This is a genomic window from Bacillus sp. 2175, from assembly GCF_057812155.1.
The window spans coordinates 68573-91406 of record NZ_JBSZSU010000006.1 but is presented as its reverse complement, the minus strand read 5'-3'; the positions used below and the strand labels follow the sequence as shown (position 1 = coordinate 91406).

The following is a 22834-nucleotide window of genomic DNA, read 5'->3' as shown; positions in this document are numbered from 1 at the left end:
ATAAAAAACCTCCTATTTACATAGAAGGGCACTTTTAACATCGAACTCTCTAATTGGGGAAAATTACAATCTTATTGCATCTTTATATAAGCCAATATAACATTGACAAACAAAATGTAGAAGATTATAATTAAATTAATAATAATAGGAATTAGAGAGGAGTTCGATTACTTGGCGGTTGTCGGTGCTCCTTCTTTTTTTATATTTTTTTATATTTTTTACATCTTTATATGTTGTTTTTTTACAAAAAATAGCAAAGATACAAATTAGAAATCATATCTTTGCTAACGAGTATATCATATTTTGTTGAAATATGGGATTGTTTTTTTACTGATAGTGGTGAAAAAAGCCTAAAAGGGTATTGGTGGTTGATAAGAACGCTTTTAAAAAGCGTTCTTATCAACCTGAGCATATAAATCATCTTCACTAGAACTCTGTACCTCTTTAGGGACAGGGTTCTTTTTTGCTTCCTCAATGGTTTTAGGGGAAGTAGTTATATTATTTGTTTGCTTAGATATATTATCAGGTGTTTCCTCTATTTTTTCTATAGGTTCAGAAATGCTTACCTCTTTTGTAATACTTGTGAGAGGAAACTCTTGATGTAGTAATTTTTGAATATCGTGATCGGTAATATTTTTATAGCCGAAACGGTCTATCATATGAAGTACTAAGCTCGTTAATGAAACTTGTATTTTCTCTTGCTGATCACACCACTTATTTATTTTGTTTCTTGCTTCTTCATCTTTAATATCTTTTATCTTCCAACTAACGTTGGCTCTTGACACTGTTTATTCACCCCTTTTTAAAAAAGATTTTTTTGTTTAATATGGATAGCCCTTCCATGTTCATATCAACAGCATATTCTTTTGGAATCCATAATAACTTACAATTTACCTCTTCACAAAACTCTAGTAAATCTTCATAAAGTAAAGCTTCAAATTCTATACTTCCACCACCGTATACACAAATGAAATCGGCATCACCGGCTATTTTTTCTGTGTACTTTTCTTCAATATCTTCTAGTATTTTTTTAGCTTGAATGTATTTGCTGTTTTCTAAAAATCTAGATGCATCTTGATACAAACGGTGAGTAGGATCATTTAGGATATTCATGTATTGTTGGCGATTTAAAAGAACACGTCCGTTTGTATCTTCTTTTAATAGCTTGATAGCATCTTCAGTAGCATGTCCAACCCCACGACGTTCACCTGTACAGTTTTTTGGAATAGGATTTAAGCCTTGTGTGTAAACATATTCTGTTGTACCGTCACCAATATCAGCGTGCAAGATTTTTTTGTTTACAAAATCTTTAGGTTTGGCGTTTTCTTGGTATTGTTCATTGTATTTATTGAGAATATCGGAATCCGCTTCAATTAAAGCATAAAGTGATGGTACACCTTCTTTAGTCACTTTTACACTTTCGAATGTAATAAAAACAGTAACAGTAAGCTTACCTACGTAAACTACAACTACATGTGTATTTTCAGCGAATCGTCTCTCTAAAAACTCAGCTTTATCAACTGTATATTCACTCATAGGAATTGCTGAACTTAAATTAGATTTGATATTAATTGTAGAAGGGAGAACTCCGTCTTCTGTAAATGCGTTTTTGACAGCTTCACAAGCCATCATACCCAATGTCATAGCAACAGGGATTGTATGTTTGTGTTTTTTCCCTAATCTTATATTCATATTTTCAACGTTTGAATCAGAAGTTAGAGTTGCACTTTTTCCAATGTTATATAAGCCATTACGCTTAATGCCATTACTAGTTATATGTACTGTTAAATCATCATCTAAATTAGCGACAAGTTTTGTTAAGTTTGTTTCAGTAACAGGCGGTTGCTCTAATAAATATTGAATTACAGAAGGTTGTTTTAATTTTTCTCCATTGATCTTAGCTTTGATGCTTGCATTTCCAATATCGAAAGAGGAATCCATTTCGTAATTCTTAGTTCGTGTTTCTAATTCTTGTGTTTCATTAGCATTTGACATGTTATTCACCTCATAGTTTATTTGGTTGTTTAAATCATCCTTGAGTTAATTATACAACAAAATAAAATATAAAACAACTCTTTTTTGAATTCATTTTGAATTCTTTTTGTGGGCGGTAGACCTTTTTAGAAATAAGGTGTAAAAAAGATTTAAAATGAATTCTTTTTAGATATACTTTTGAATTTCAATTATTTTATTCAGAAAGAGAATCAAAAAGAAACTCATAATAAATTTATTTAGAATTTATTATGGATTTATATAAAGTTCATTTTAGGTTTATTTATTTTTTGTAATAAAGATTCCATTAATGAATTCAAAAAGAATTTGTTTTGTTTTTGAGGTGTTGTCTTTTTTGACTTGGAGCACATTTATCTAAGGGAGAATTGTATTTTTGTTTTAAGGGGTTAAAAGAGGCGTGGGCGTGAGTTGGATATTTTGGTAAGGGGTAAGTATTTAAATGGAGTAATTGTCTTGTGAGAGCCTTTAAAAGGCGTGAAAAAAGAGAAGTATCTACTATATGTAGATGCTTCTCTTTTTTCACGAGGGTTTAAAAGAAGTGTAATAGGCTTATCAGCCTATTTAAAATGGTGTTTTTAAAATAGTGAAGCTGGATCTTCTTTATCTTTCATGTATTGAGCAATCATGATTATTAGCATTTCTTTAAACTCTAGTTGAGGTAATTTAGTAAGAATTGCTTTGTGAATCTTTCTAAAATACTCTTCTTGTGTGAATAATTCATTTTTAATTGTTATTGTAACTAAATCTTTCTTTAAATCATTAAGTTGATCGTAATTATTTATAACTTTATCGGCAAATAATTCTACAGAAATTTTTTCATAGTAATTAAAAATTCCTTGTAGTTGTTCAAGATAACTTCTTTTGGATGATTTTTTAATTTCCATAATTTTATTTTTGTCGGTTCTTTGCAATGGAATATCTAAATTTTGTTTCAAAAAAATTCAGCCACCTTTTAAAAATATTATATTAAATTTATTTTGCTTTTATATGTTTTTAATTTTTTTTTATTATACTATAAATGTATATCAAATTAATTGATAATTGTATAGAAAAAGGAGGAAATAAGCTATGAATAATGCTGAACAAACAAGAGATGATTTTAGTGAAGCAATGTATGAACTAATGAGTAGAATATGGAAAGCGATTTTTAAGAAAAGAGAGTTATCAAAAATAAAACGTGATCCGGAAGGGAAAGAAGAGAAAGATAACGATAAAGATAAAGATAAAGATAAAGAAGGAAAAGAAAAAGAAAAAGATATTGATAAAAAAGCATTGGAAAGTATTAATAAAGAAGAATTGAATGGTAAAACAAAAAAAGTATATGAGTATTTAGAAAAAAATCCTGAAATAGCAAAACAAGTAATTTTAAAATATTTAGATGAGAATATAAAAATGCAATCTGAAGAATTTAAAGAAACTAATAACGAAGTTATTGAGGAAATACAAAAATTAAGAAAAGAAATGAATATGAATCATGAAAAAACAAATAAAACATTAGAATCAGTAAATAAAATTGAGAAAGATCTAATAGAACAACAGAAAGAAATGGAAGATTTAAAGCGAAAAGGAAAAGATATTAAAGTTGATGAAATTGAAGAGGTAAAAGAAGAGAAGAAACAAAATTCAATTTCAGATGAAATGTTAAAGATCTACAAAGAAGATTCTCAGTTTTATCAGAAACATGGAAGCCCATATGTATATTTAGAGAAGAAAGAAAATGAATATTGGAGTGAATTTGAAAAATACAATTCATTCGATAAAAAAATTCAGGCTTCACAAAAAGAAATGCTACCTAAAATGGTTGCTTTAGGATGGAATCCTGAAAAAGATAAAGAAATGAATATTGTTGTTTTTAATGTGGAAACAAATAAAAAAGAAAAATTAAAAATTGATTTATCTAATAGTGAGTATGACAATGATAAAAAAGTATTTAGTCTAAAAGACTCAAATGGAAAAGAAATTGATGGAGGAATCAAAACTTTATTTAATCAAGATAAATATAGACTTATCCCTGAATCTTTTAAAGACCATGAAAAAAATAACATGAAAAATTTAGAAGGTATCAAAGAAGTTTATACATTGAGCAAAGGAAGTAAAAATCAGAATGAATTAGAAGAAGAAAATCCGCAATTCCGTCACATGAACGCAAGTACCAAGAATATGGACAATAAATTCCTAGAATTTGCGGAAACAGGTGAAACGAATTGGGGAAAAAAATATGAAAAACCATATGAATCAAAAGAAGAAAATAATAAAGAAAATGAGAAAGAAAGAGAAGAAGAAAATGAATTAGAACTCTGATAAAATTAGAAATATTTTTCTTTAATACCACAAAGTATTCATGAATACTTTGTGGTATTGATAAAGACACCTCTTTTAAAAAGAGGTGTCTTTATTTTTTAAAATGATTCGGTTTATTAGCTTTTATGAAACTAGAAAAGATTTTGAAAAGATCTTCACGCTCAGAAATATCAAGATTGGTAATTTCAAAATATTTTTCAGCTAAAGCGCCTGTCTCAATTAAACGTCTAGCTCTCTCTTTTCTGAGGTTTTGTGATTTTTTTCTCTCAATAGATTTTTTTGTATCATGATGTAACTTTTTTAAATCTTTAATTTTCTGATCAATTTTCTTTAATTGATCATCCTTAGTTTCCATTAGAACCTTCACCGTTTAGTGAAATATTTCTTAATTTTTCTTTTGCTTGTTCTTTAAGTATATTGATCAAAGTGATTGCTGTTTGTTCGTCTTCTATTTCCCAAGACTCAAATAAGTGTTTTCCAACGTTTGTATTCTTTTGTTTTTCTAGGTTTTTCTTTTTTTGTTGGAGTTTTTTTATTTGTTCTTCAATATCATTTAGTTTCTCGTCTGTACGTAACTTTACCATGATTACACCTCCTATTTGAATTATATAGAAAAGAAATAGAGAATAAAAGAGAAATCTAAATATAAGACCACTATGAAACTTGTTGGGGGAAAAACGAAGTGGTATAATGATCACGAAGAGAAACGAGTGCCCATTTACACAGTCAGTTTCCTAACTGTTTCATGGGTAATCAAAACTTTTCCAAAGTTATGATTCAAACGTTGTCTGGCGACAATAGCCCTACGGGGGAAATGAAAGGAGGAAGAATCAAAATGAGTCTGTTTTATTTCAATGTGAGGAATATTAATAAGTCTAGTCAATCCGCTGTTGCTTCGGCTTCATATCGTAGTGGTGAGAAGTTATATTCTGAGAGAGATATGGAATTTAAGTCTTATAGAGGTAGAGAAGTAAAACCCGATTCTTTTATTCTTGCTCCTAAACATGCTCCAAAATGGGCTTATGATCGTGAAAAGTTATGGAATGAAGTTGAAAAGGTTGAGAGGAACTGGAATAGTAGATTATCACGAGAACTTTTAGTTGCACTACCTGTTGAACTTACTAATGAACAACAAAAAGAAATGCTAAAAGAATATGTTAATGGGATGTTAGTAAGTGATGGAATGGTAGCTGATATATCTATACATAGAGATCGTGAACATAATCCACATGCGCACATTATGTTGACAGTTAGACCTTTCAACGAAGATGGGAGTTGGGGGAAAAAAAGAATAAAAAATGAAGATGGAAAATGGATACATTCTGTTAATTGGAATGATAAAGAAACATTGTTAAAATGGCGTGAATCTTATGCTGAAAAAGTGAATGAATGGTATAAAAAAATGAATATTCCTGAACGGATTTCTCATGAAAGTTATGAAAAGCAAGGCCTAAATAAAATCCCTCGATTGAGACTTACAAGAGAAGAATATCAATTTGAGGAAAGGCAAAAGGAAATTTCAAAAAAAGAAGGTAAAGAATATCAGCCATCTTCACATTATGCTCAGATAAATAAAGAGATTGAAGTTGCCAATAAAAAGATAGAAATTATTGAACAAAAAGTAGTTTCGTTATCTGATTATCGTCAAAAATTTGAGAATGAAAAGTTAAATGAATTTAATCAGATTCGTAGATCAATGGATTTATCAGAGTTTGATTGGGAAGTACTTAAAAAAGTAGCTGGACGTGTCGGTGGTTTCCTTGATTATCAGAGTGCAAAAGAGAATCTAAAAAAATTAGATAATTGGAAGAAAAAAATTGATTATAAAAAACTACAAATTGATGCTGAAGAAAAGGTTTTATCAAAAGCCAAATTATCCTTTGAAAAGAATCCTAAAAGTGTTCTAGCTTATGGATTCATTCCAAATAAATTTGAAGATTTATTATTGGAAAGAACTAATGAGTTAGATAGTAAAAAAGATGAATTAAATCGAACAATTTCTTATTTTGAAACGATATATGATGAATCTTTAAGAGCCTATGAACTTCAAAAGGAATTTACTAAAGAGGAATTTAAGTTTTTATATCCTGAGTATGCACAAGAATTCGATGGATCTAATGTGGATCTTTATGATATTAAGTTTTCATACACGCAACAATTTAGAGAGAATACTATAATCCATGAATCGCTTCCTGATTTTAATAGGGATAATCCTTATTTGAATGATGAACATCATAATTTAAAAGATGTATTGAATGAATGGGATAGTGTAAATAAGGACTTGCTAATTTTAGAAAGAACTAAGACTAAAATTCAGAAGGATTATAAACACACATTTGATAATTTTAATGCGGAAAAAGTATATGATTCATCAATTAAATTTACAGCAATTAGTGAACAAATTGCTGATAAGGAAAGTAGAAAAGAAGCCTTAAAAGAAAAACTATTTAATATGATGAAAATTTACTATCCAAATATTGATGATGTAACAATTAAGGTAATCCCTCCAAAGGTTCAAAGCCAATTACTACTTCTACATTTAACAGGAGAAAGTACAGGTATATTATCTGAAGATTTATTACTACTAAAGCAAAAGAAATATAATGATAAGTCTTATGAACAAAATCATTACAGACCTTCAGATAGAAAAGGATTTGAGCCAAGAGGAAAACATGAATTTGAAGAACAAACGAATAATAATGTCGCAAGTGATTCAGGGCAATTATTTAACACTCTAATTCAAATGGCTCAAAGTCAAGAAACCAAAGATAATGATTTAGAAAGAAAACGAAAAATGAAGAAAAAAGCTAGAAAAAATTATCTTGGAGGTCATGAATTATAGGAGAGTGAAGATGAAAGGAAAAGGAAGAAATAAATTTGTTCAAATTTTATGTGGTTTAACTATAGGCGGTATACTTGGATATTTCTATGCTGGATTACTTAGAGTGCTGAAGGAACACAATAATCTTCAGGATAATTTAAAGGATTATGAGGGCACAATTCAGTTCATGAAAACAACTGATAAGCAAATGCAAATTTTATATCTTGTAGTATTAGTTATATCAATGGGCTTTGTGATTTCTAAAATGGGATTGAAAAATAAGGAATATGAGGATGCTAGTGATTTCGGGGTTCATGGTACTTCAAGATGGGGAACAATTCTAGAGTTACTTAAAGGAGGAGCAATTGCTAAAGACAGTAAATACTCCGAAAAAGACCCTTTTAAAACTTTAAAGGCTGAAAATGGGATAATTCTAGGTAGAGATATTAAAACAAAGAAGTTAATCATTGTTCATGATGAAACTACGGTAGATAATCAAAATGTAAATGTCGTGGGATCTTCAGGATCAGGGAAAGGTCAAGCTTTTGCGATAAATAATTTAATAAACAATAGAGAGAGAACCATTATTTGTACAGATCCTAAAGGTGAGTTGTATAATTTAACTCATAAAATAAAAGAAGATCAAGGTTATAAAGTATATCAAATTGATTTTATAAATTTTGAGTCTAATGCGTATAATCCGCTGGATTACGTGAAAGACGATCAAGAGGCATTACAATTAGCTAAAACAATATCAAAAAACTCTAAGAAAGATGATAAAGAGGATTATTTCTTTAATACGGCCAAAGATTTACTAGCTGGATTAATTATCTATTGTAAGAGTGAAAATCCTAATGCGAATTTACCAAAAGATGTTAAGAGGGAATTTTATCGTGTATCAGATGATGAAAATTATTTGAGAGAATTGTGTGACGCAATTGGAGAAGATCACCCAGCATACAATTTGTTGAAAGATGCCAGCATTGCTGAAGGTAAAACAAGGACAAGTATATTGTCTTCTTTTGCGCAACAAACAGGTATATTTTCACTACAAAAAGTTGCAAGAATGACTACGCATAGTGATTTTAATTTTAGGGAATTTCAAAAAGAGAAAAGTATATTGTATATAAAAATTCGTATGGATGAAAATCCGTTCACGCCATTAACAGCAACTTTTTTCGATCAATTGATAACTGTATTTTATGATATTGCTGATCGTAATGATTCTAAACTACCTATTCCATCCATCTTTTTGTTAGATGAATTTGCGAATATTGGAAAGATAGAGAAGTATGGTAGGGTTTTATCTACTTGTCGTGGGTTAGGCATGAGTATGATTACAATTATTCAAGATAATGCACAATTAGAAAATTTATATGGAAAGGAAGTAGCACGAACTATTATTAATAACCATGACTTTACGCTATTCCTAAGAACCAAAGATCCTGAGACAGCAAAATATTACTCTAATTTAGCTGGTGAGACTACAGTTCGTATGACATCCGAATCATTAAGTAGTCCGTCAGGGATGTTTAGTGGGAAGTCTTCAAGTTCTAAGTCAGTACAAGAGCAATATGTAAAACGACCTTTAATTACTGAAGGAGAATTAATAAACATAGATAAGCAAGATTGTTATGTGTTTATTTCTGGATATTACCCTTTGAAATTGAAAAAGGCATGGCAATTTGTTATCTATAAAGATTTCTTGAAAAATTATGATGAATATAGAGAAAGATATCGTTCGCTATTTAATCATAATGATAAGAAAGTTGAGGAACTAACTGATAATGAGTTAGAAAAAGATGTGAAAGTTAATTTACAAAAAGAGAAGATCGTTCAAGAACCTGAACCGCAAATGGATAAAAAAGAAGAAGTTGAGTTGAATATTCATGAGGAAAATGAAGCTGATAATTTGAATGATGATATAAATACACCTCAGTCGATAGAAAAATTGGCTAGAGATTACTTGGATGGTAAATTTACATTAAACGAATATCTACCGAGAGAAAAGATTGAGTCTATTAATATGACACTTTTTGAAGAAGAACGGGAATATGTAGATTATAGTGTAGAACTTGAAACAATTATGGAAAATGCTGATTTTTCAAGTGAAAGCATCGAATCCGTTATAAAAATTAAACAGGGTATGCAAAGTATGGAGGACAATAAAACTGAAATAGCCAAGAACGTTGAATTGGCTAACAATATTGATGATATTGAAAAGTTACTTTCACAGGACATAAAAGACATTGAAAAAGATATTGATGAAGAGTTAAACTTTTTAGTCCAATAAGAAATAGCTTTTAAAAATATCTTAAATACCCTAATTGCCTTAATTATTTTAATAGGGGTATGAAGTGAGGGGAAAGATGATTTTATGAGGGGGAAATAGTAGTGGAACAAGTTATAAAGATTGAAGAGAAACCATTTGCTTTTATTGAAGGTTGTATAAATGCATTGATTTTAGTTATTCCATTTTGGCTAATTATTGGTTTTGTTGTTTATGTAAAATTATAAACAAAACTGATGCTTTGAAAAAATGTTCAAATAAGAAAGGAAGATGAAAATGAAATATCAATTAGAGTACGATAAAGTCTTGTTAGCAAAAGACAGAATTATTTTGGAAGAAACAGGAGAGATTATTTCATCTGTTTCAATATGGATTCGTTTTGGGAAGGTATTTGATGGGGATATCTCTTGCCCTGAACATATGATTTTAGTTGATGGGGAAGAAAAGTATTTATCTGAATTGTTGAGGGTAGCGTATGATCCTAAAACAAAAGAGTTTAGTTTCTACCCTCATGATGCCATTGGCGACAATTATGAAGTTGTTGATTATACAAAAGATGTGGGAGAAGTATTTGTAGAACCTCAACCTATCAGTAAAAAAGAATTCTTCTCGATTATCGAAAAATACGGACATTTATTTGAGATGGATAATAGTTTGCAAAATTGTGCATACTCGTCTTATAAAATTGAAAGTAAGCTTTAAATTTTGGATTTTGATGTTATGAACAGTCTAACAAGACTTATATCATATAGAATTTAGGATAAAGGAGAATGAATTATAAATGGGATATACTTTAATCTTAGCGGAGAAGCAAAATCAGGCTGAAGCCTACGAGGAAGTATTCATGAATACCAAAAGAAAGAAAGGATATATAGAAATTCCAGCTTGTCCTTTGTTTCCGAATTCAGCAATTTTAACGTGGGCTATCGGTCATTTAGTAACACTTTATGATCCTGTAGATTACGATGAAAAATTAAAATATTGGAATTTAAAAGATCTTCCAATTATTCCTTCAGAATTTAAGTTTAAGGTATCAAATAATAAGGTAGAACAGTTCAATACTATTAAAAAACTAATGAAAGACGCTTCAGATGTGGTTATAGCGACCGATTCGGATCGAGAAGGGGAAAACATTGCTTATAGTATAATTCGCTTGGCAGGAGGCGGAGAGAAGCCTTTAAGAAGATTATGGATTAATAGTTTAGTTGAAAAAGAAGTTAGAAAAGGATTCGAAAATTTAAAAGATGCTAATCAATTTGTGAGCTATTACCATGAAGCGCAGGCGAGACAAGTTTCAGATTGGTTAGTCGGACTAAATGGCACACGTTTATATAGTGGATTGCTTCAAAAAAAAGGGATTAAAGGCACGTTTACAGTTGGAAGGGTTCAAACACCAACGTTAAATTTAATTTATGAGCGTGAAAAGGAAATTACCAATTTTAAACCGACTTCTTTCTATGAAATAGAGGGGTGTTTTGAAAAAGATAATCAAAGTTTTTGTGCCAAATACAAAGAAAAATTTGATTCTGAGTACCTGTTAAAAGAAAAACTAAAAGAGCATAACATATCTTTGCATTCGAAAAATACAGCGATTGTAGAAGAAGTGAAAACGGAAGTGAAAAAGGTATCTTCACCGAAATTACATTCTTTATCGAGCTTACAGGCTCTAATAAATAAAAAATACAAATATAGCCCTAAGGAAGTTTTAGAAACGGTTCAATCGTTGTATGATAAACCGTTAACCCTAGTTACGTATCCAAGAACAGATACGCCATATATTACAGAAAACGAGTTTGAGTATTTGAAAGAACATTTAAAAGAATATCAAAAAATTGCTGGTGTAGATTTTGAACCATATTCATTAGAACCCAATTCTAGATATGTAAATAATAAAAAAGTACAGGAGCATTATGCTATTGTACTGACTGAAAAAATCCCAACAGAAAAACAAATAAGTCAATTAACGGACAAGCAAAAAAATATCTATTTTGAAATTGTTCATAGCGTACTAGGAATGTTCCATCATCCTTATATTTATGAGGAAACGAAAATTGATTTGAACCTTCAAAATTTAAAGTTTGAAAAAGTAGGGAAGGTGGAAGTGAGTAAGGGATGGAAAGTCTTATTCACTACAGATCATGAAGATAGTAAAGAAGAGGATGAAAGAGGAAGTTTACCCAAACTTAATCGTGGTGATAATTGTGCGGTTGTTTTGAAAACAAAAGAAGGGAAGACAAAAGTTCCTAAAAGATACACTGAAGGTGAGCTTATTATACTCATGAAAACCTGTGGTGGAAGTAAAGTGTTAGACAAATTAGATCAAGAAGAAAAAAATGCTTTGAAAGAGACAGAAGGATTAGGTCAAGAAAGTACAAGGGGTAATATCATTGAAAATTTAAAAAAACAAGAGTATATAGAAATTAAAAATAACCGGACGTATGTTACTAAAAAAGGAGCGATTTTATGTGATTTAGTGGAAGGGACAATGTTAGCTAATCCAAAATTAACAGCGGGTTGGGAAAAATATTTAAAGAGAATAGGAAAAAATGAAGGCACAAAAGAAAACTTTATTGCCAATACAGAACGGTTTGTACAACATTTAGTTACAACCACGAAAGAACAACTAGAGGAAATGGATATGTCGGAACAGGTAGAACAAATAGCTTCTCAGGATTATTTAGCCCTTTGTCCTACTTGTAAAAAGGGACACATTGTAGAAAAAGAAAAATTTTATGGTTGTACCAATTATAAAGAAGGTTGTAAGCAAACATTTCCTAAAGAGAAATCAGGAAAGAAACTTACAAAGACACAGATAAAATCCTTATGTGAAAAAGGGAAAACTAGTAAGATAAAAGGTTTTAAAGGCAAAAAAGAATTTGCTAGTGTACTTGTTTTTAATGATGGGAAAGTTTTATTTGAATTTCAATGTAAATAGGAGGACTAAAGATGTTAGAAAAACATGAGATTTTAGGGACAGATAAATCAATTTATGAGAAACAAGGGGAACAACATTTTGATTATGAAGAAATAATTCATTTGAATGAGGATATTAATGATTATGTGCTTGATGGTTATGTAAGCATTAATAAATTTGATAAAGAATTCTTTAAACCAGTATATGTGAAAAGAGTGTGAGAAGGATGCAAAACTTTATAACAGTTGAAGATACCAATAAAAAATTAGAAAAAGGCCTTGAAGAAATTTTTAAAAATGATCGTTTTCAGCATTTACTAAAAGTAATGTCGCAATTTAAAGGTTATTCAACTAATAATACAATATTAATTATTGCTCAAAAGCCACATGCTACTATGGTGCAAGGCTTTAATGATTGGAAGAAGATTGGGAGAAGTCCGAAACAATATGAGAAAAGTATCCGTATCCTTGCTCCACAAAAGCAAAAAATAAAAGTTGAAAAAGTAGATCCTGTGACAAAAGAACCTATGCTAGATAAGAATGGTAAAGTTCAAACTGAAACTGTAGAAAGAACCGTTGGTTATAAAATGGTAAGCGTGTTTGATGTTTCCCAAACTGTAGGTAAAGAAATTCCTAAAGTGCGTGATTTTATTAAAAATAGTTTGTCAGATAACCAATCAATGGATAATTTATATAAAGATTTCTTTAAACATGTGAAGGAAACAACGCCATATGATATTAAGGAGAGTGTTACTGATCAAGGAGTTGGGGGATATTATAACAGGAACACAAATGAAATTGTAATAAGTACAAACGAAAATAAAAATACAAATGACAAATTTGCTACTTTACTACATGAATATGCACATGCGAAGTTACATCATAAAGAAAGTGAAATGAAAGACCTTCCGAGAGGACATAAGGAAGCGCAAGCGGAAAGTGTTGCTTATGTAGTTTCTAGTAATTATGGACTAGAAAGGGATGATTTTTCTTTAGGATATATAGCTACATGGGCGAAAGATCTAAACTTAGCTAAAAATGCAATTCGTGAGATTCAGGAGGTTTCAAGAGATATAATTTCTACTCTTGATGAACTACAAAAAGACAAAATTCTAGATTTCTATCAAAATAACGATAAACAATATTATGAAGCTGTAGAGTTCTTTGAAAAAGATTTAGGATTAAAACTAAGTAATAAAGAAAACCTAAATACTAATCAATTTGAATTACTTAACAAACAAAACAATATTATTCTATCAGCTAGATTAGAGCATTCACCTAAAAATGATAAATTCTATTTGAGAACCAATAAAAATATGATTATTCCATTATCTGAAGTTCATAAACAAGGAGATTACCATTTATTAAATAAAGAAATTACTAATAATAAACTAGTAGAAGCATCTCAATTTAAGCATGTTGAATCCTTGCTGGAAGTACACAAGATATCTGAGGGTAAGTATGCTGTTGCAAGTATGGGTGGAACAGACATTGTATCTAAGGAATATACAAATAGAAAAGATGCACAAAATCAATTGTTGAGAATAGCAATCTCTCAATCTTTACACAAAGAAACCGTTTTAAAGCAATACATGAAAGAACAATTAAATGAAAATCTTGAAGAAAAAGTTCAAGATATTAGAAATGATATAGATAAAAGGCTAAATGATATTAAAATAGATACCAATTTTCATGTAGGACAATATTTATCCTATGGTAGCCAAAAAGAAATACTCCTTTCAGAAAATAGTGGGAATGTAATAGGCTGGACATTATTAAAAAATAAAGAAATTCAAACTATGGATGAATTAGTTGATTATGCATTTAATAAAACTAAAAATCTACCAAGAAATAATGGATTAAGAGAAGAAATTACTAATAATGTTTATGTTGCCGAAAAAGAAAAAAGCGAGGATTTAAAAGTAATAAATTCTAAGGACGGTTGGTATGTAGGGAAGTTAGACAAATATAATGGCGTTGAAAGAGTTACAGAATTTTACTCTAGCGAAAAACAAGCTCAAAATGAATTCAATTCTTTAAAAGGGCTGGAAGATAAGCCGAAGGAAAAAGAAAAAGAGGAAGAGCTAGAATTAGAGAGATAATAAAGTAGTTTATGAGAATTATCATAAGATTAATGGAAAGGCTTACTATCGTAATAGTAAGCTTTTCTAATATTAAAATATGCTCTAATTCGGATATTTAAACATTTTTGTTTAAAAAATACACAAAAATTGTTGTTTAATTAAACACAAGATGGTACAATTTTCTTGTGATGAAAGAACGTTGATTAAATAAACATAGTCCTTTTTTTAGAAAGGACTTTTGTTATAAATTTTGTGAATAAAATACACAAAAGAGTAGGTGGAATTATGAAATTAGCGATCTCGATGAAGTCCAATTTTGCTTTTGAGAGATTAGTCGCAATTTTAGAGAATCATGAATATGGAAAGGAGGTTGAAATATATCAAAAGAATGTACAGACGGTAACTGATGTAGAGGATGTAGTTGAATTTTGGAAGGTAGATTATATTGTTGTAGATTCAAAAGTGATTGATTCAAAATCTATATGTGATTTTTTAAACAGAAATGACATTGAATTTACTGTTTTTGAATCCGATTTTGAACTAGTTATTGAACAAATATTAAACTTCTTTTCCCTACAACCCAGTGAAGAAGATCCTTTACAAATCAAAGAAGTGAATGCAAGTGTAATAGCTACTAAACCACCTGTTGAAAAAAAGGAAAAGATAATTTATCAAGAAAAGGTTGTAGAAAAAGAAGTATTTAAAACATCTTATACATCTATTCCTAATCAACTAATTGTAGTAGGCTCTATGTGGTCTGGGGCTGGTTCTACAACATTTGCACATAATTTAGCTAAAGCAATAGCTGGACGAGGATTAAAAGTATCTTATGTTGAGTATCCAGTTCTAAAACCTTACACCTTTGATTACTTGGCTATTCCTGTTAAAGAACAAGAAAAGGAACAGGAATATGTAGATGTAGCAAGAGAACTTCTTATGAATAGATCATTTAAAAAGCATGGAGCTGTATGGAATGAACATGGTGTGGATTGGTATGTAATAGATTCACGTTTAGAGCCTATAGAGTCATTTGGATACGAAGAAATGCTGAAATTTGTTTATTCGATTAACTCGACAATTACTATTGTAGATGTTTCGAATCGTTTGAATGATCCAACAGTACAAAGTTTATTACACCATGCTGATCATATTTATATTTGCATAGAGCCTGATCCAATCAAAATAGATTGGCTATCAACCATTAAGAACGGTGGAATTGATGCTGAGGTACAAAGGGAAGAAAAAAGGGCTATTGATTTCCTAAATGAGATTGAGGAAACAGAGGGAGTAACTTATCAATTTATAAATATGAAATATACAAAAAAGATTGATACTACTACATGGCTTGAATCTCTTGGAGATAAGAAACCGTTAGTTCTTTTTCCGACAATTCCTTATGAGGATTTAATAGAGTTAACGTGGAAATCTGAATTCTTATATGATAATGAGCAATATAAAATGAAAATCGAAAAAGTGCTAAAACCCGTTCTAGTACAAATATTACCTCGTCAATTTTATGAATTACCTAATAATGGTGTGAAGAAAAGGTCTAGATTCATACCTAAAATATTTTAAGAAGGGGAAGAAGAAATGAAGTTGAAAAGGAAATTAAAGGTACTATTACCTGTTTCAATGATGGTATTAGGAATTGGTACAGTGGGATCTTATGAACTAGTTTTTAAAGACAAAATTAATACAACTGATGTAATTGTTGCAAAGCAAGATATCAAATTCAAATCGGAAATTACTAAAGATGACATAAAAGTAGTTTCTGTAAGAAAAGATATAGCTGTACATGATGCGTTAAAACCTGAAGATGTACAACTTCTTTTAAATAAACATGCTTCAATTGATATTAAAAAAGGAACTCAAATTTATTCCAAATTAGTGGATACATATAATCTAATTCCAAATGAGGAAAAGGGAGAATTTATTGCTCCGATTCCTGATAGTTGGTTGTTTGCGGTTCCGGGATCATTACGAAAAACATACATTGCAGACTTTTATCTTGTGCCTGATAAAGATCAAGCTGTAATTCGTTCCCTTGTTCAAGATTCTAAGGGAAATGAAGGGAAAAATGATAAAGAGCCATTAAAAACTGATGAAGACTCAGATGTAGAAGTTATGAGGTTAGCCAAACCGATTTTACAGAATGTTCGAGTAGCTTCAGTAAAAGATAACGGAAATAAAGAGGTAACGGAAACACAAGAAGATCAGCAGAATGCTACAGGCTCAGTATCTAATATTGAAGTTATAGCTGATCAAAAAATGTTGAATAAATTAAAAGATTATACAAGTCAAGGATACAAAATTTATGTTGTCTATAAGTTTGGGAGATAACAAGAAAGGGGTTATGCAAATATGAAATTATTTGTAATGTCTTCCGATGAAGCGCTAATTAATAAAATTAAAGAACGAAAAGTTTTTACTTCGGTACAACAGATTAATGATGTTGAAAAGTCTAGTAAAGATGGATATTTATTAATTTCAGATCGTGTATTACCTTATAGTGAATTATCTACTATAGAGTTTGAAAATAAAAAGGTATTTTACATGTTAGAGAATCAATACAAACCTCAACTTGAAAGTACAGTAAAAGCAATTTGTAATAGTAAGGATATTTATTTAATTCCACCTAGATTAGTAGTAGAACAAATTGTTGATTTTATTGATCAAAATCTTAATCTAGCAATGGTACAGAAAACTAATATCATAACTTTCTTCTCTTCAGTTTCTAACATAGGTACTACTTCAACCTGTTTAAGCGTAGGAAAAGCGTTAAGCCAATATACAAATGCAAAAGTAGGAGTTTTATTACTGAATGCATGGGATAGTGGGACTGATCAACTAAATTTTAAAGGAAATTATATGGATCAGGTTAAAAGTAAGTTAGCATCTAAAACCATTAGTTCTGAACAGGAATTTCTGTCACAATTCCATATGGTTAATCCCAACCTATATATATTAGGTGGTAATCGTGATACTAAAATGGAAAGATTATTTACTAAAGAAGAAATTAACTATTTAATTGAACACTCTAAACAGACATTTGATGTAGTCTTAGTTGATGCTGGATCGCATTTTGATAATGCAAATATGGTTCAAGCATTAAATGAGAGTAATTTACGATTTTTAATTATGAACCAACAAACAAAGGCAATAAGAAAATTTAATCAATTTCATCGTGATATTTTATATCCACTTGGTTATGAAAAAGAGGATCTGTTAATGATTATTAATCAGTTCGAAGACTTATCGCATTTGCCTACTACAAAAGATATCCATAAAGATATTGATATTCCATTATTAACAACAATAGAAAAAAGTGAAAATGGTATGCTTTCTGAGATTGAACGAACTGTACTTTATGATTATGAAGATATCGGATACAAACAGTCAATTAATGCTGTTGCTAAGTCAATCGCATCCAGTGTTGATTTAATTTTTAATGATGAACTTCAATTGCCAAGAAGAAGGAAATTTTTTGGCATCCTGTAAAAAAAGGAAGGAGGTAAAATAAATGTCAACAGTAACACCGAAATTATTTGATATAAACTCCCATTTACAGGAACGTGGAGTGGCAGACGTTATTAATTACACTGTGGAAAAAGCCAAAAGTGTAAAACAAACGCATGAATTCTCAGAGGTACTAGAAATCGTCAAAAAAAGTATAGAAAATATATATGAAGACAGAGGTATTAGTTCCGATGAAAAGATAAAAAGGCAAGAAATAGAGCATAATGCAATTTTAGGTGATCATGAAGCCGAAAAGATTTTAACAAAAGAAATTGAAAAGTGTCTTAGGGAACAGAATCTACTAGATGTAAAGTATCCTGACTTCTTTGATTCGCTTGCTCAAGCGCTATTCCATGAAATTTATGGATTCGGAGCGTTTTATAAGTGGAAAAAGTATCCTGAATCAGTATCAGCATCTATCATCGGTAAAGAAATATGGTTCAAAATAAATGGTAAATTTGTAAAGCAAGAAGAAGAATTACGAGACGAGGAACATATCTATGAGATTTTTCGTGCATTGGAAGTAGGCCATAAAGGATTGAAAATTAATCATGAAAATCCAAGGGCTGAAATCGAAATGAAGGATGGAACAAGGGTTAACATTATTCGTCCACCAGCAAATTTATTCCCTGTAATTGTTTTTCGAAGATTTATAATTAAAAACTTCTCTTTTGAGGAACAAGCGAGAAGAAAAACAATTTCTTCTGAAGATGTAGAACTAATGGAAATCATATCACAGCTGTATCTTAATATGATTATAGCTGGACATGTTGAATCAGGAAAATCTACTATGTTAAAAACAATATTTGCTAGTAGGAGTCCTGAAAAGATTGCAATTTGTATTGAAACAAGTCCGGAAAGTTTTCTAAAAAAAGATTTTCCTGATCGACTCGTATATGACATGTATACCATTAATGGAAATATTGAAGATGTAATTTATTCGGCTTTAAGAACAGATCATGATTACATAATCTTCCAAGAGGTACGTGGAATTGAAGCCGATGGTGCTATGAAGGGGGCAGAAAGAGGGACAACTGGAATGATGATGACCTATCATATTACTGATCCGTCTAGAACGCCTGAACAATTAGCACAACATATTGTTGATGCATACGCAAATAGAAAGCTAGAAAATGAAATTAGACGAGTAGCAAAAAACTTAGATCTTGGCATTATTATGAAAAATGATGAACCAAAAAATGAAAAGAGATTAATGAGTATTTATGAAATTTGTTACGACTATAAAGGCGATAAAGCTTGGATCAACTATTTAATGAAATATAATGAACTGGATGAAAGATGGGAATACAATTCAGAAGTTTCCGAAGCACTGATAAAGAAAATGAAATCTGTAGATCGGAAAAAGGCTGAAAGATTTATCCAATTATTACAAGAAAGAAGTGAACGTTCACCAATAACTACAACTATAAAAGAAGAGATTATATTTTAGGAGTGAATAAGCATGATTTTGTTTATTGAAGCAATTTCTAAGATTCTTGGATACTCCCTATTCTTTTATGGTTTATGGGCTTTATTAGGTGCTCCCTTCTTACAAGGTGAGTTAGAAAAGAACTTTAGAAGATGGAAAAATAGACGAGAAATTAAAAGATGGGAAGAAGTACATCAAACAGCAAAAAGGAATGACGGAGTACACCCATTTGTTAAACATCTAGAATTACTACTTTCGAGTATCTCTAAAAATAGTAAAAAAATAAATGTGTTTAATTTCTTGTTTGCATCAATGCTTGTTTTCGTAATAACTGTTTCAGTTTTATACTTTTTGATTCATGATCTAGTGTTTGCTTTAGGTATTGGTATTACTTTTGGAATCTTACCGTATGTTGCAATTAGATATAGATTAACAATGTTACGATTAAAAACACAGTATGCATTCTTAATCGAATATCATGTTTTATTCCAAAATTATCAAAGTACCTCAAAAGATATATATTATACAATGCTAAATGCTGTAAAAGAAACAAAAAATAAAGAATTAAAGCATATCTATATGAAACTATTATCATCACTTCAAAAGGATAGAGGGAATTTAGAATTTGAAAGGGCAGTAAATGTATTTTCATATTCAATAAATTCAACATTTGCGAAACGTTTCGCAAAATTATTAAAGAAAGCACATATAGATCGTGGTGATATCACTATGTCTTTAATGGATTTAAATGCTGATATAAAGAAAAGGAAACAAGATATCCAAACTGATAAAACAAGAAAATTAGAAACAGTAATTTTAGGATATTCACCAATGGTCTTATTTCCTTTAATGATCTTTTTAGCGTATAGGATCTCAGGAGTAGTAGATTTTTGGTATGTTTTCCAACAGAAAACACCAATAATACTATTTACGATTAGTTTAGTAATGTCAATCTTTTCAGTCCTTACAGCCATTGTTATGAGTAAACCGAGAGCCGATATCTAAAATAGGAACTATTACAGCCTTAAAGTATTCTTGAATACCTAAATTGTATAATTCTAATTTTAGATATTAAATACATTTGCTAAATAGATGGGAGTGTAAAAGATGTGTCTATAGATTTATTGGTAAGTTTGTTTGTCTATCTATTGGTACTCATATTCTTTGGAATAGGAGCATATCAAACTTATGCTCTATGTACTTCTATTGAAGAACGAAAATTACAAAGAACAAAAATTGCTCAAAGTATCCAACAAAAGAAGAAAAAGTTCATTTTAGTTAATAATAAATCGAAATTCCAGCAAAAATTATCAACCGCAGAAATTAAGTATATTAAAGCTTCTCATTATCAAATTACAAGAATGGTAGTATTACTTTTCTTGGCAATCTATTACCTAGCTATTCCATATGTAACGCTAGGAGAATTTTCTGTAATGAGCCTACTTGTGGTTTGGAGTATATATCTAGCCACAGAGCCAATTTTTAAATACTCAATTATCTCGATGATAATTAATTATTTAATAACATTAAAATATCAAAAGAAAATAACAGAAGTATTTACATTGTTTGATGTTTTAAAAGCTGATTTATATTCATTAAATCCTTCACAAGAAGTTAATATATATGGAATTATTAGGGACTCTCTACCAATGTTTGAACATATTAACGGTACAATTGCTAGATTTCTTTCATTATGGAAATCTGATCCTGAAAAAGCTAAAGATGTGTTTTATGAGGATATTGGTGGGGAAGGAACAAAAGCGTTAGGAGATATTATTTTTAAAATGGATCAAACTTCAAAAGAGCAAGCATTAGAAACAATTAATGCTGAATCTAGCGTATTTGCTTTTTCTTACTATGAAGCACAAATGCAACAGAGTGGAAAACGCAAAACGTTAATGTTTGGGATTTTTACTACAACAAGTTTGTTAATCATATCATGGTTAGTTATTTATATCTTTGCCATGTTTAATGATATTTTAGGAAAAAGTCATATTTAAAGGGGGTGAATGTGCATGGAATCAGTAATTTCAAAAATATTATTAATTGCCGCAACACTTGTGGTAATTGGTGCTGTTGTATGGAATCAATTAACACCTTCAGTTCAAGGAAAAGGAACAGAAATTAAAACTCAAATTGATGGAACAAAAGTAAAATAAAAATTCAAATCATAAAGGAGAAAAAGAAAATGGAATCAGTAATTTCAAAAATATTATTAATCGCCGCAACACTTGTGATAATTGGTGCTGTTGTATGGAATCAATTAACACCTTCAGTTCAAACTAAAGGTGGAGAAGTACAGAAACAAATTACTTCTACTAAAGTAGCGCCTTAATATCTACAAATTTAAAAATAAGTATTGAGCAAACTTTTATGATAATCCATTGAATATTCAATGGATTATCATTTTATCGAGAGCATTATTTTTGAGAACATTTTATCGAGAACATTATTTTTGAGAACATTATTTTGAGAATAATAAGAGTTAAGAAGGTGTGATGTATATGTTTAAAGTGGAAAGACAAAATGTGTGCGCATTAGCTATCCCTATGACAATTGCTGAACAAGTAATCGAATATAGAAATCAGTCTGGGATGGCTGATTTAGAAGAACTTTCTACAGGATATGAAGATACAGGATATGTTGTCAAAGCAAAGGTAGTGCGTAACCTTAAACAACATATTAAAAAAGGAAAAAACAATTTAAATACAAAGGAAAGAATGTATTTACTAGAGATTTTTAATTATTTGCCGATCTGTGGAATTCAATTGAAAGTAGAACATTGGAATTTAGCTTACTTCTGTATTTGCGCTGATCTAGAACAATCTTTAAATGAAAAAGAAATTGAGAATTTAATAGAATTCATTGAGCTTGCGGAAGGTAACATTTTCCCATCTGAAGAGGAAGAAAAGAGGGAGAAAATGTTGTATTCCAAGATTTATGGTGAGGGTGGTGAAGTTACAGAAAAAGAAGAACAAGAGTATAAGAACTTACTAGAAAAGTATACAAATAACTTTTACCAAGCAATCTTTTAATAGTAAATAATTAAAATATGAAAGGGGTGTGCGTATGAATCAAGTTCTTTCATATGTATTATTGATGCCATTAATCCTTTGGTCAATTTTTCAACCAGCTTTATTTCTCAATGCATCCCAAGTCGATGAAACTATTAATTTAGCTATATATGAGACTCAAAAGAAAGCAAGTTTACAAGGGAAATATGATTCAGCTTTATATAAAGAAATGAAGGACTATCTTGTAAATATCCATCATTATAAAGCGGATCAAATAAAAATTAAGGGAACTGAAACAGTAACCACTAGAGGGGAAAAAATTTATATTGAGTTTGAAATTCCTCAACCTCCATTAACAGTTATTGATGTATTTAAGATTGATAATTCTAAGCCCTATAAGATTAAGAGAACTGTTAGAAGCGAATATACAGGGACTACATAAGGAAGAGTGAT

At 30.0% G+C, this 22834-nt stretch carries 23 protein-coding genes; 18 read left to right on the top strand and 5 right to left on the bottom strand.

The window, feature by feature from the left end; all coding sequences use genetic code 11:
- Positions 1-383: 383 nt before the first annotated feature.
- The 3 genes from ACXKY9_RS28250 to ACXKY9_RS28240 form a co-directional block, all read right to left on the bottom strand.
- A complete protein-coding gene (locus ACXKY9_RS28250) occupies positions 384-785 on the bottom strand; it encodes a hypothetical protein (protein WP_000085281.1) in 402 nt (133 codons plus the stop codon).
- A gap of 7 nt (positions 786-792) precedes the next feature.
- Positions 793-1995, bottom strand: coding sequence for a ParM/StbA family protein (locus ACXKY9_RS28245; protein WP_000063563.1), 1203 nt, complete (start codon positions 1993-1995; stop codon positions 793-795).
- Between the two features lie 593 nt (positions 1996-2588).
- Entirely contained in the window at positions 2589-2948 is a 360-nt protein-coding gene (locus tag ACXKY9_RS28240) for a hypothetical protein (protein WP_000812484.1), read from the bottom strand.
- Positions 2949-3081: 133 nt separating this feature from the next.
- Between ACXKY9_RS28240 and ACXKY9_RS28235 the strand changes: the two genes are divergently transcribed.
- A complete protein-coding gene (locus ACXKY9_RS28235) occupies positions 3082-4314 on the top strand; it encodes a hypothetical protein (protein WP_002134101.1) in 1233 nt (410 codons plus the stop codon).
- Positions 4315-4405: 91 nt separating this feature from the next.
- Here the strand turns inward: ACXKY9_RS28235 and ACXKY9_RS28230 are convergent, their stop codons facing one another.
- Both ACXKY9_RS28230 and ACXKY9_RS28225 read right to left on the bottom strand, forming a co-directional pair.
- Positions 4406-4669: a hypothetical protein gene (locus tag ACXKY9_RS28230; RefSeq protein ID WP_000448102.1), complete on the bottom strand. Its 264-nt coding sequence runs from the start codon at positions 4667-4669 to the stop codon at positions 4406-4408.
- Positions 4659-4898, bottom strand: coding sequence for a hypothetical protein (locus tag ACXKY9_RS28225; RefSeq protein ID WP_000240013.1), 240 nt, complete (start codon positions 4896-4898; stop codon positions 4659-4661). Before ACXKY9_RS28225 ends, ACXKY9_RS28230 begins: the two co-directional genes overlap by 11 nt.
- Positions 4899-5059: 161 nt before the next feature.
- Between ACXKY9_RS28225 and mobQ the strand changes: the two genes are divergently transcribed.
- The 17 genes from mobQ to ACXKY9_RS28140 all read left to right on the top strand — a co-directional run bounded on the left by mobQ (position 5060) and on the right by ACXKY9_RS28140 (position 22823).
- Positions 5060-7156, top strand: a complete 2097-nt coding sequence (mobQ, locus tag ACXKY9_RS28220) for a MobQ family relaxase (protein WP_013555058.1) — start codon at positions 5060-5062, stop codon at positions 7154-7156.
- A 10-nt stretch (positions 7157-7166) separates the two neighbouring features.
- On the top strand, positions 7167-9428 hold the full coding sequence (locus tag ACXKY9_RS28215) for a VirD4-like conjugal transfer protein, CD1115 family (protein ID WP_000676587.1): 2262 nt from the start codon (positions 7167-7169) through the stop codon (positions 9426-9428).
- A 101-nt stretch (positions 9429-9529) separates the two neighbouring features.
- On the top strand, positions 9530-9652 hold the full coding sequence (locus tag ACXKY9_RS28210) for a hypothetical protein (protein ID WP_000438633.1): 123 nt from the start codon (positions 9530-9532) through the stop codon (positions 9650-9652).
- Positions 9653-9701: 49 nt separating this feature from the next.
- Positions 9702-10127 (top strand): hypothetical protein, encoded by a 426-nt coding sequence (locus ACXKY9_RS28205; RefSeq protein ID WP_000877081.1) that lies wholly within the window; start codon positions 9702-9704, stop codon positions 10125-10127.
- Between the two features lie 79 nt (positions 10128-10206).
- Positions 10207-12360, top strand: a complete 2154-nt coding sequence (locus ACXKY9_RS28200) for a type IA DNA topoisomerase (protein WP_000542404.1) — start codon at positions 10207-10209, stop codon at positions 12358-12360.
- An 11-nt stretch (positions 12361-12371) separates the two neighbouring features.
- Positions 12372-12560, top strand: a complete 189-nt coding sequence (locus ACXKY9_RS28195) for a hypothetical protein (protein WP_000890312.1) — start codon at positions 12372-12374, stop codon at positions 12558-12560.
- A 5-nt stretch (positions 12561-12565) separates the two neighbouring features.
- Positions 12566-14440 (top strand): ArdC family protein, encoded by a 1875-nt coding sequence (locus ACXKY9_RS28190; protein WP_001178926.1) that lies wholly within the window; start codon positions 12566-12568, stop codon positions 14438-14440.
- Positions 14441-14707: 267 nt separating this feature from the next.
- On the top strand, positions 14708-15997 hold the full coding sequence (locus tag ACXKY9_RS28185) for a hypothetical protein (protein ID WP_002134102.1): 1290 nt from the start codon (positions 14708-14710) through the stop codon (positions 15995-15997).
- Positions 15998-16012: 15 nt separating this feature from the next.
- Positions 16013-16762 (top strand): SAF domain-containing protein, encoded by a 750-nt coding sequence (locus ACXKY9_RS28180; protein WP_000769510.1) that lies wholly within the window; start codon positions 16013-16015, stop codon positions 16760-16762.
- 21 nt (positions 16763-16783) lie between these two features.
- On the top strand, positions 16784-17920 hold the full coding sequence (locus ACXKY9_RS28175) for a P-loop NTPase family protein (RefSeq protein ID WP_000765660.1): 1137 nt from the start codon (positions 16784-16786) through the stop codon (positions 17918-17920).
- Positions 17921-17942: 22 nt separating this feature from the next.
- Entirely contained in the window at positions 17943-19388 is a 1446-nt protein-coding gene (locus ACXKY9_RS28170) for an ATPase, T2SS/T4P/T4SS family (RefSeq protein ID WP_000109011.1), read from the top strand.
- A gap of 12 nt (positions 19389-19400) precedes the next feature.
- The gene (locus ACXKY9_RS28165; protein WP_000600039.1) at positions 19401-20372 is read left to right on the top strand and encodes a hypothetical protein; all 972 of its coding nucleotides are present in this window, start codon (positions 19401-19403) and stop codon (positions 20370-20372) included.
- Between the two features lie 104 nt (positions 20373-20476).
- Positions 20477-21367 carry a hypothetical protein gene (locus ACXKY9_RS28160; RefSeq protein WP_000020776.1) on the top strand — a complete coding sequence of 297 codons (891 nt, stop codon included), beginning with the start codon at positions 20477-20479 and terminating at the stop codon, positions 21365-21367.
- A gap of 15 nt (positions 21368-21382) precedes the next feature.
- Positions 21383-21526: a hypothetical protein gene (locus ACXKY9_RS28155; RefSeq protein WP_000446562.1), complete on the top strand. Its 144-nt coding sequence runs from the start codon at positions 21383-21385 to the stop codon at positions 21524-21526.
- 29 nt (positions 21527-21555) lie between these two features.
- On the top strand, positions 21556-21702 hold the full coding sequence (locus ACXKY9_RS28150) for a hypothetical protein (protein WP_000446561.1): 147 nt from the start codon (positions 21556-21558) through the stop codon (positions 21700-21702).
- A gap of 169 nt (positions 21703-21871) precedes the next feature.
- Positions 21872-22402: a hypothetical protein gene (locus ACXKY9_RS28145; RefSeq protein WP_000477383.1), complete on the top strand. Its 531-nt coding sequence runs from the start codon at positions 21872-21874 to the stop codon at positions 22400-22402.
- A gap of 34 nt (positions 22403-22436) precedes the next feature.
- On the top strand, positions 22437-22823 hold the full coding sequence (locus ACXKY9_RS28140; protein ID WP_001077597.1) for a hypothetical protein: 387 nt from the start codon (positions 22437-22439) through the stop codon (positions 22821-22823).
- The last annotated feature ends 11 nt before the right edge of the window (positions 22824-22834 follow it).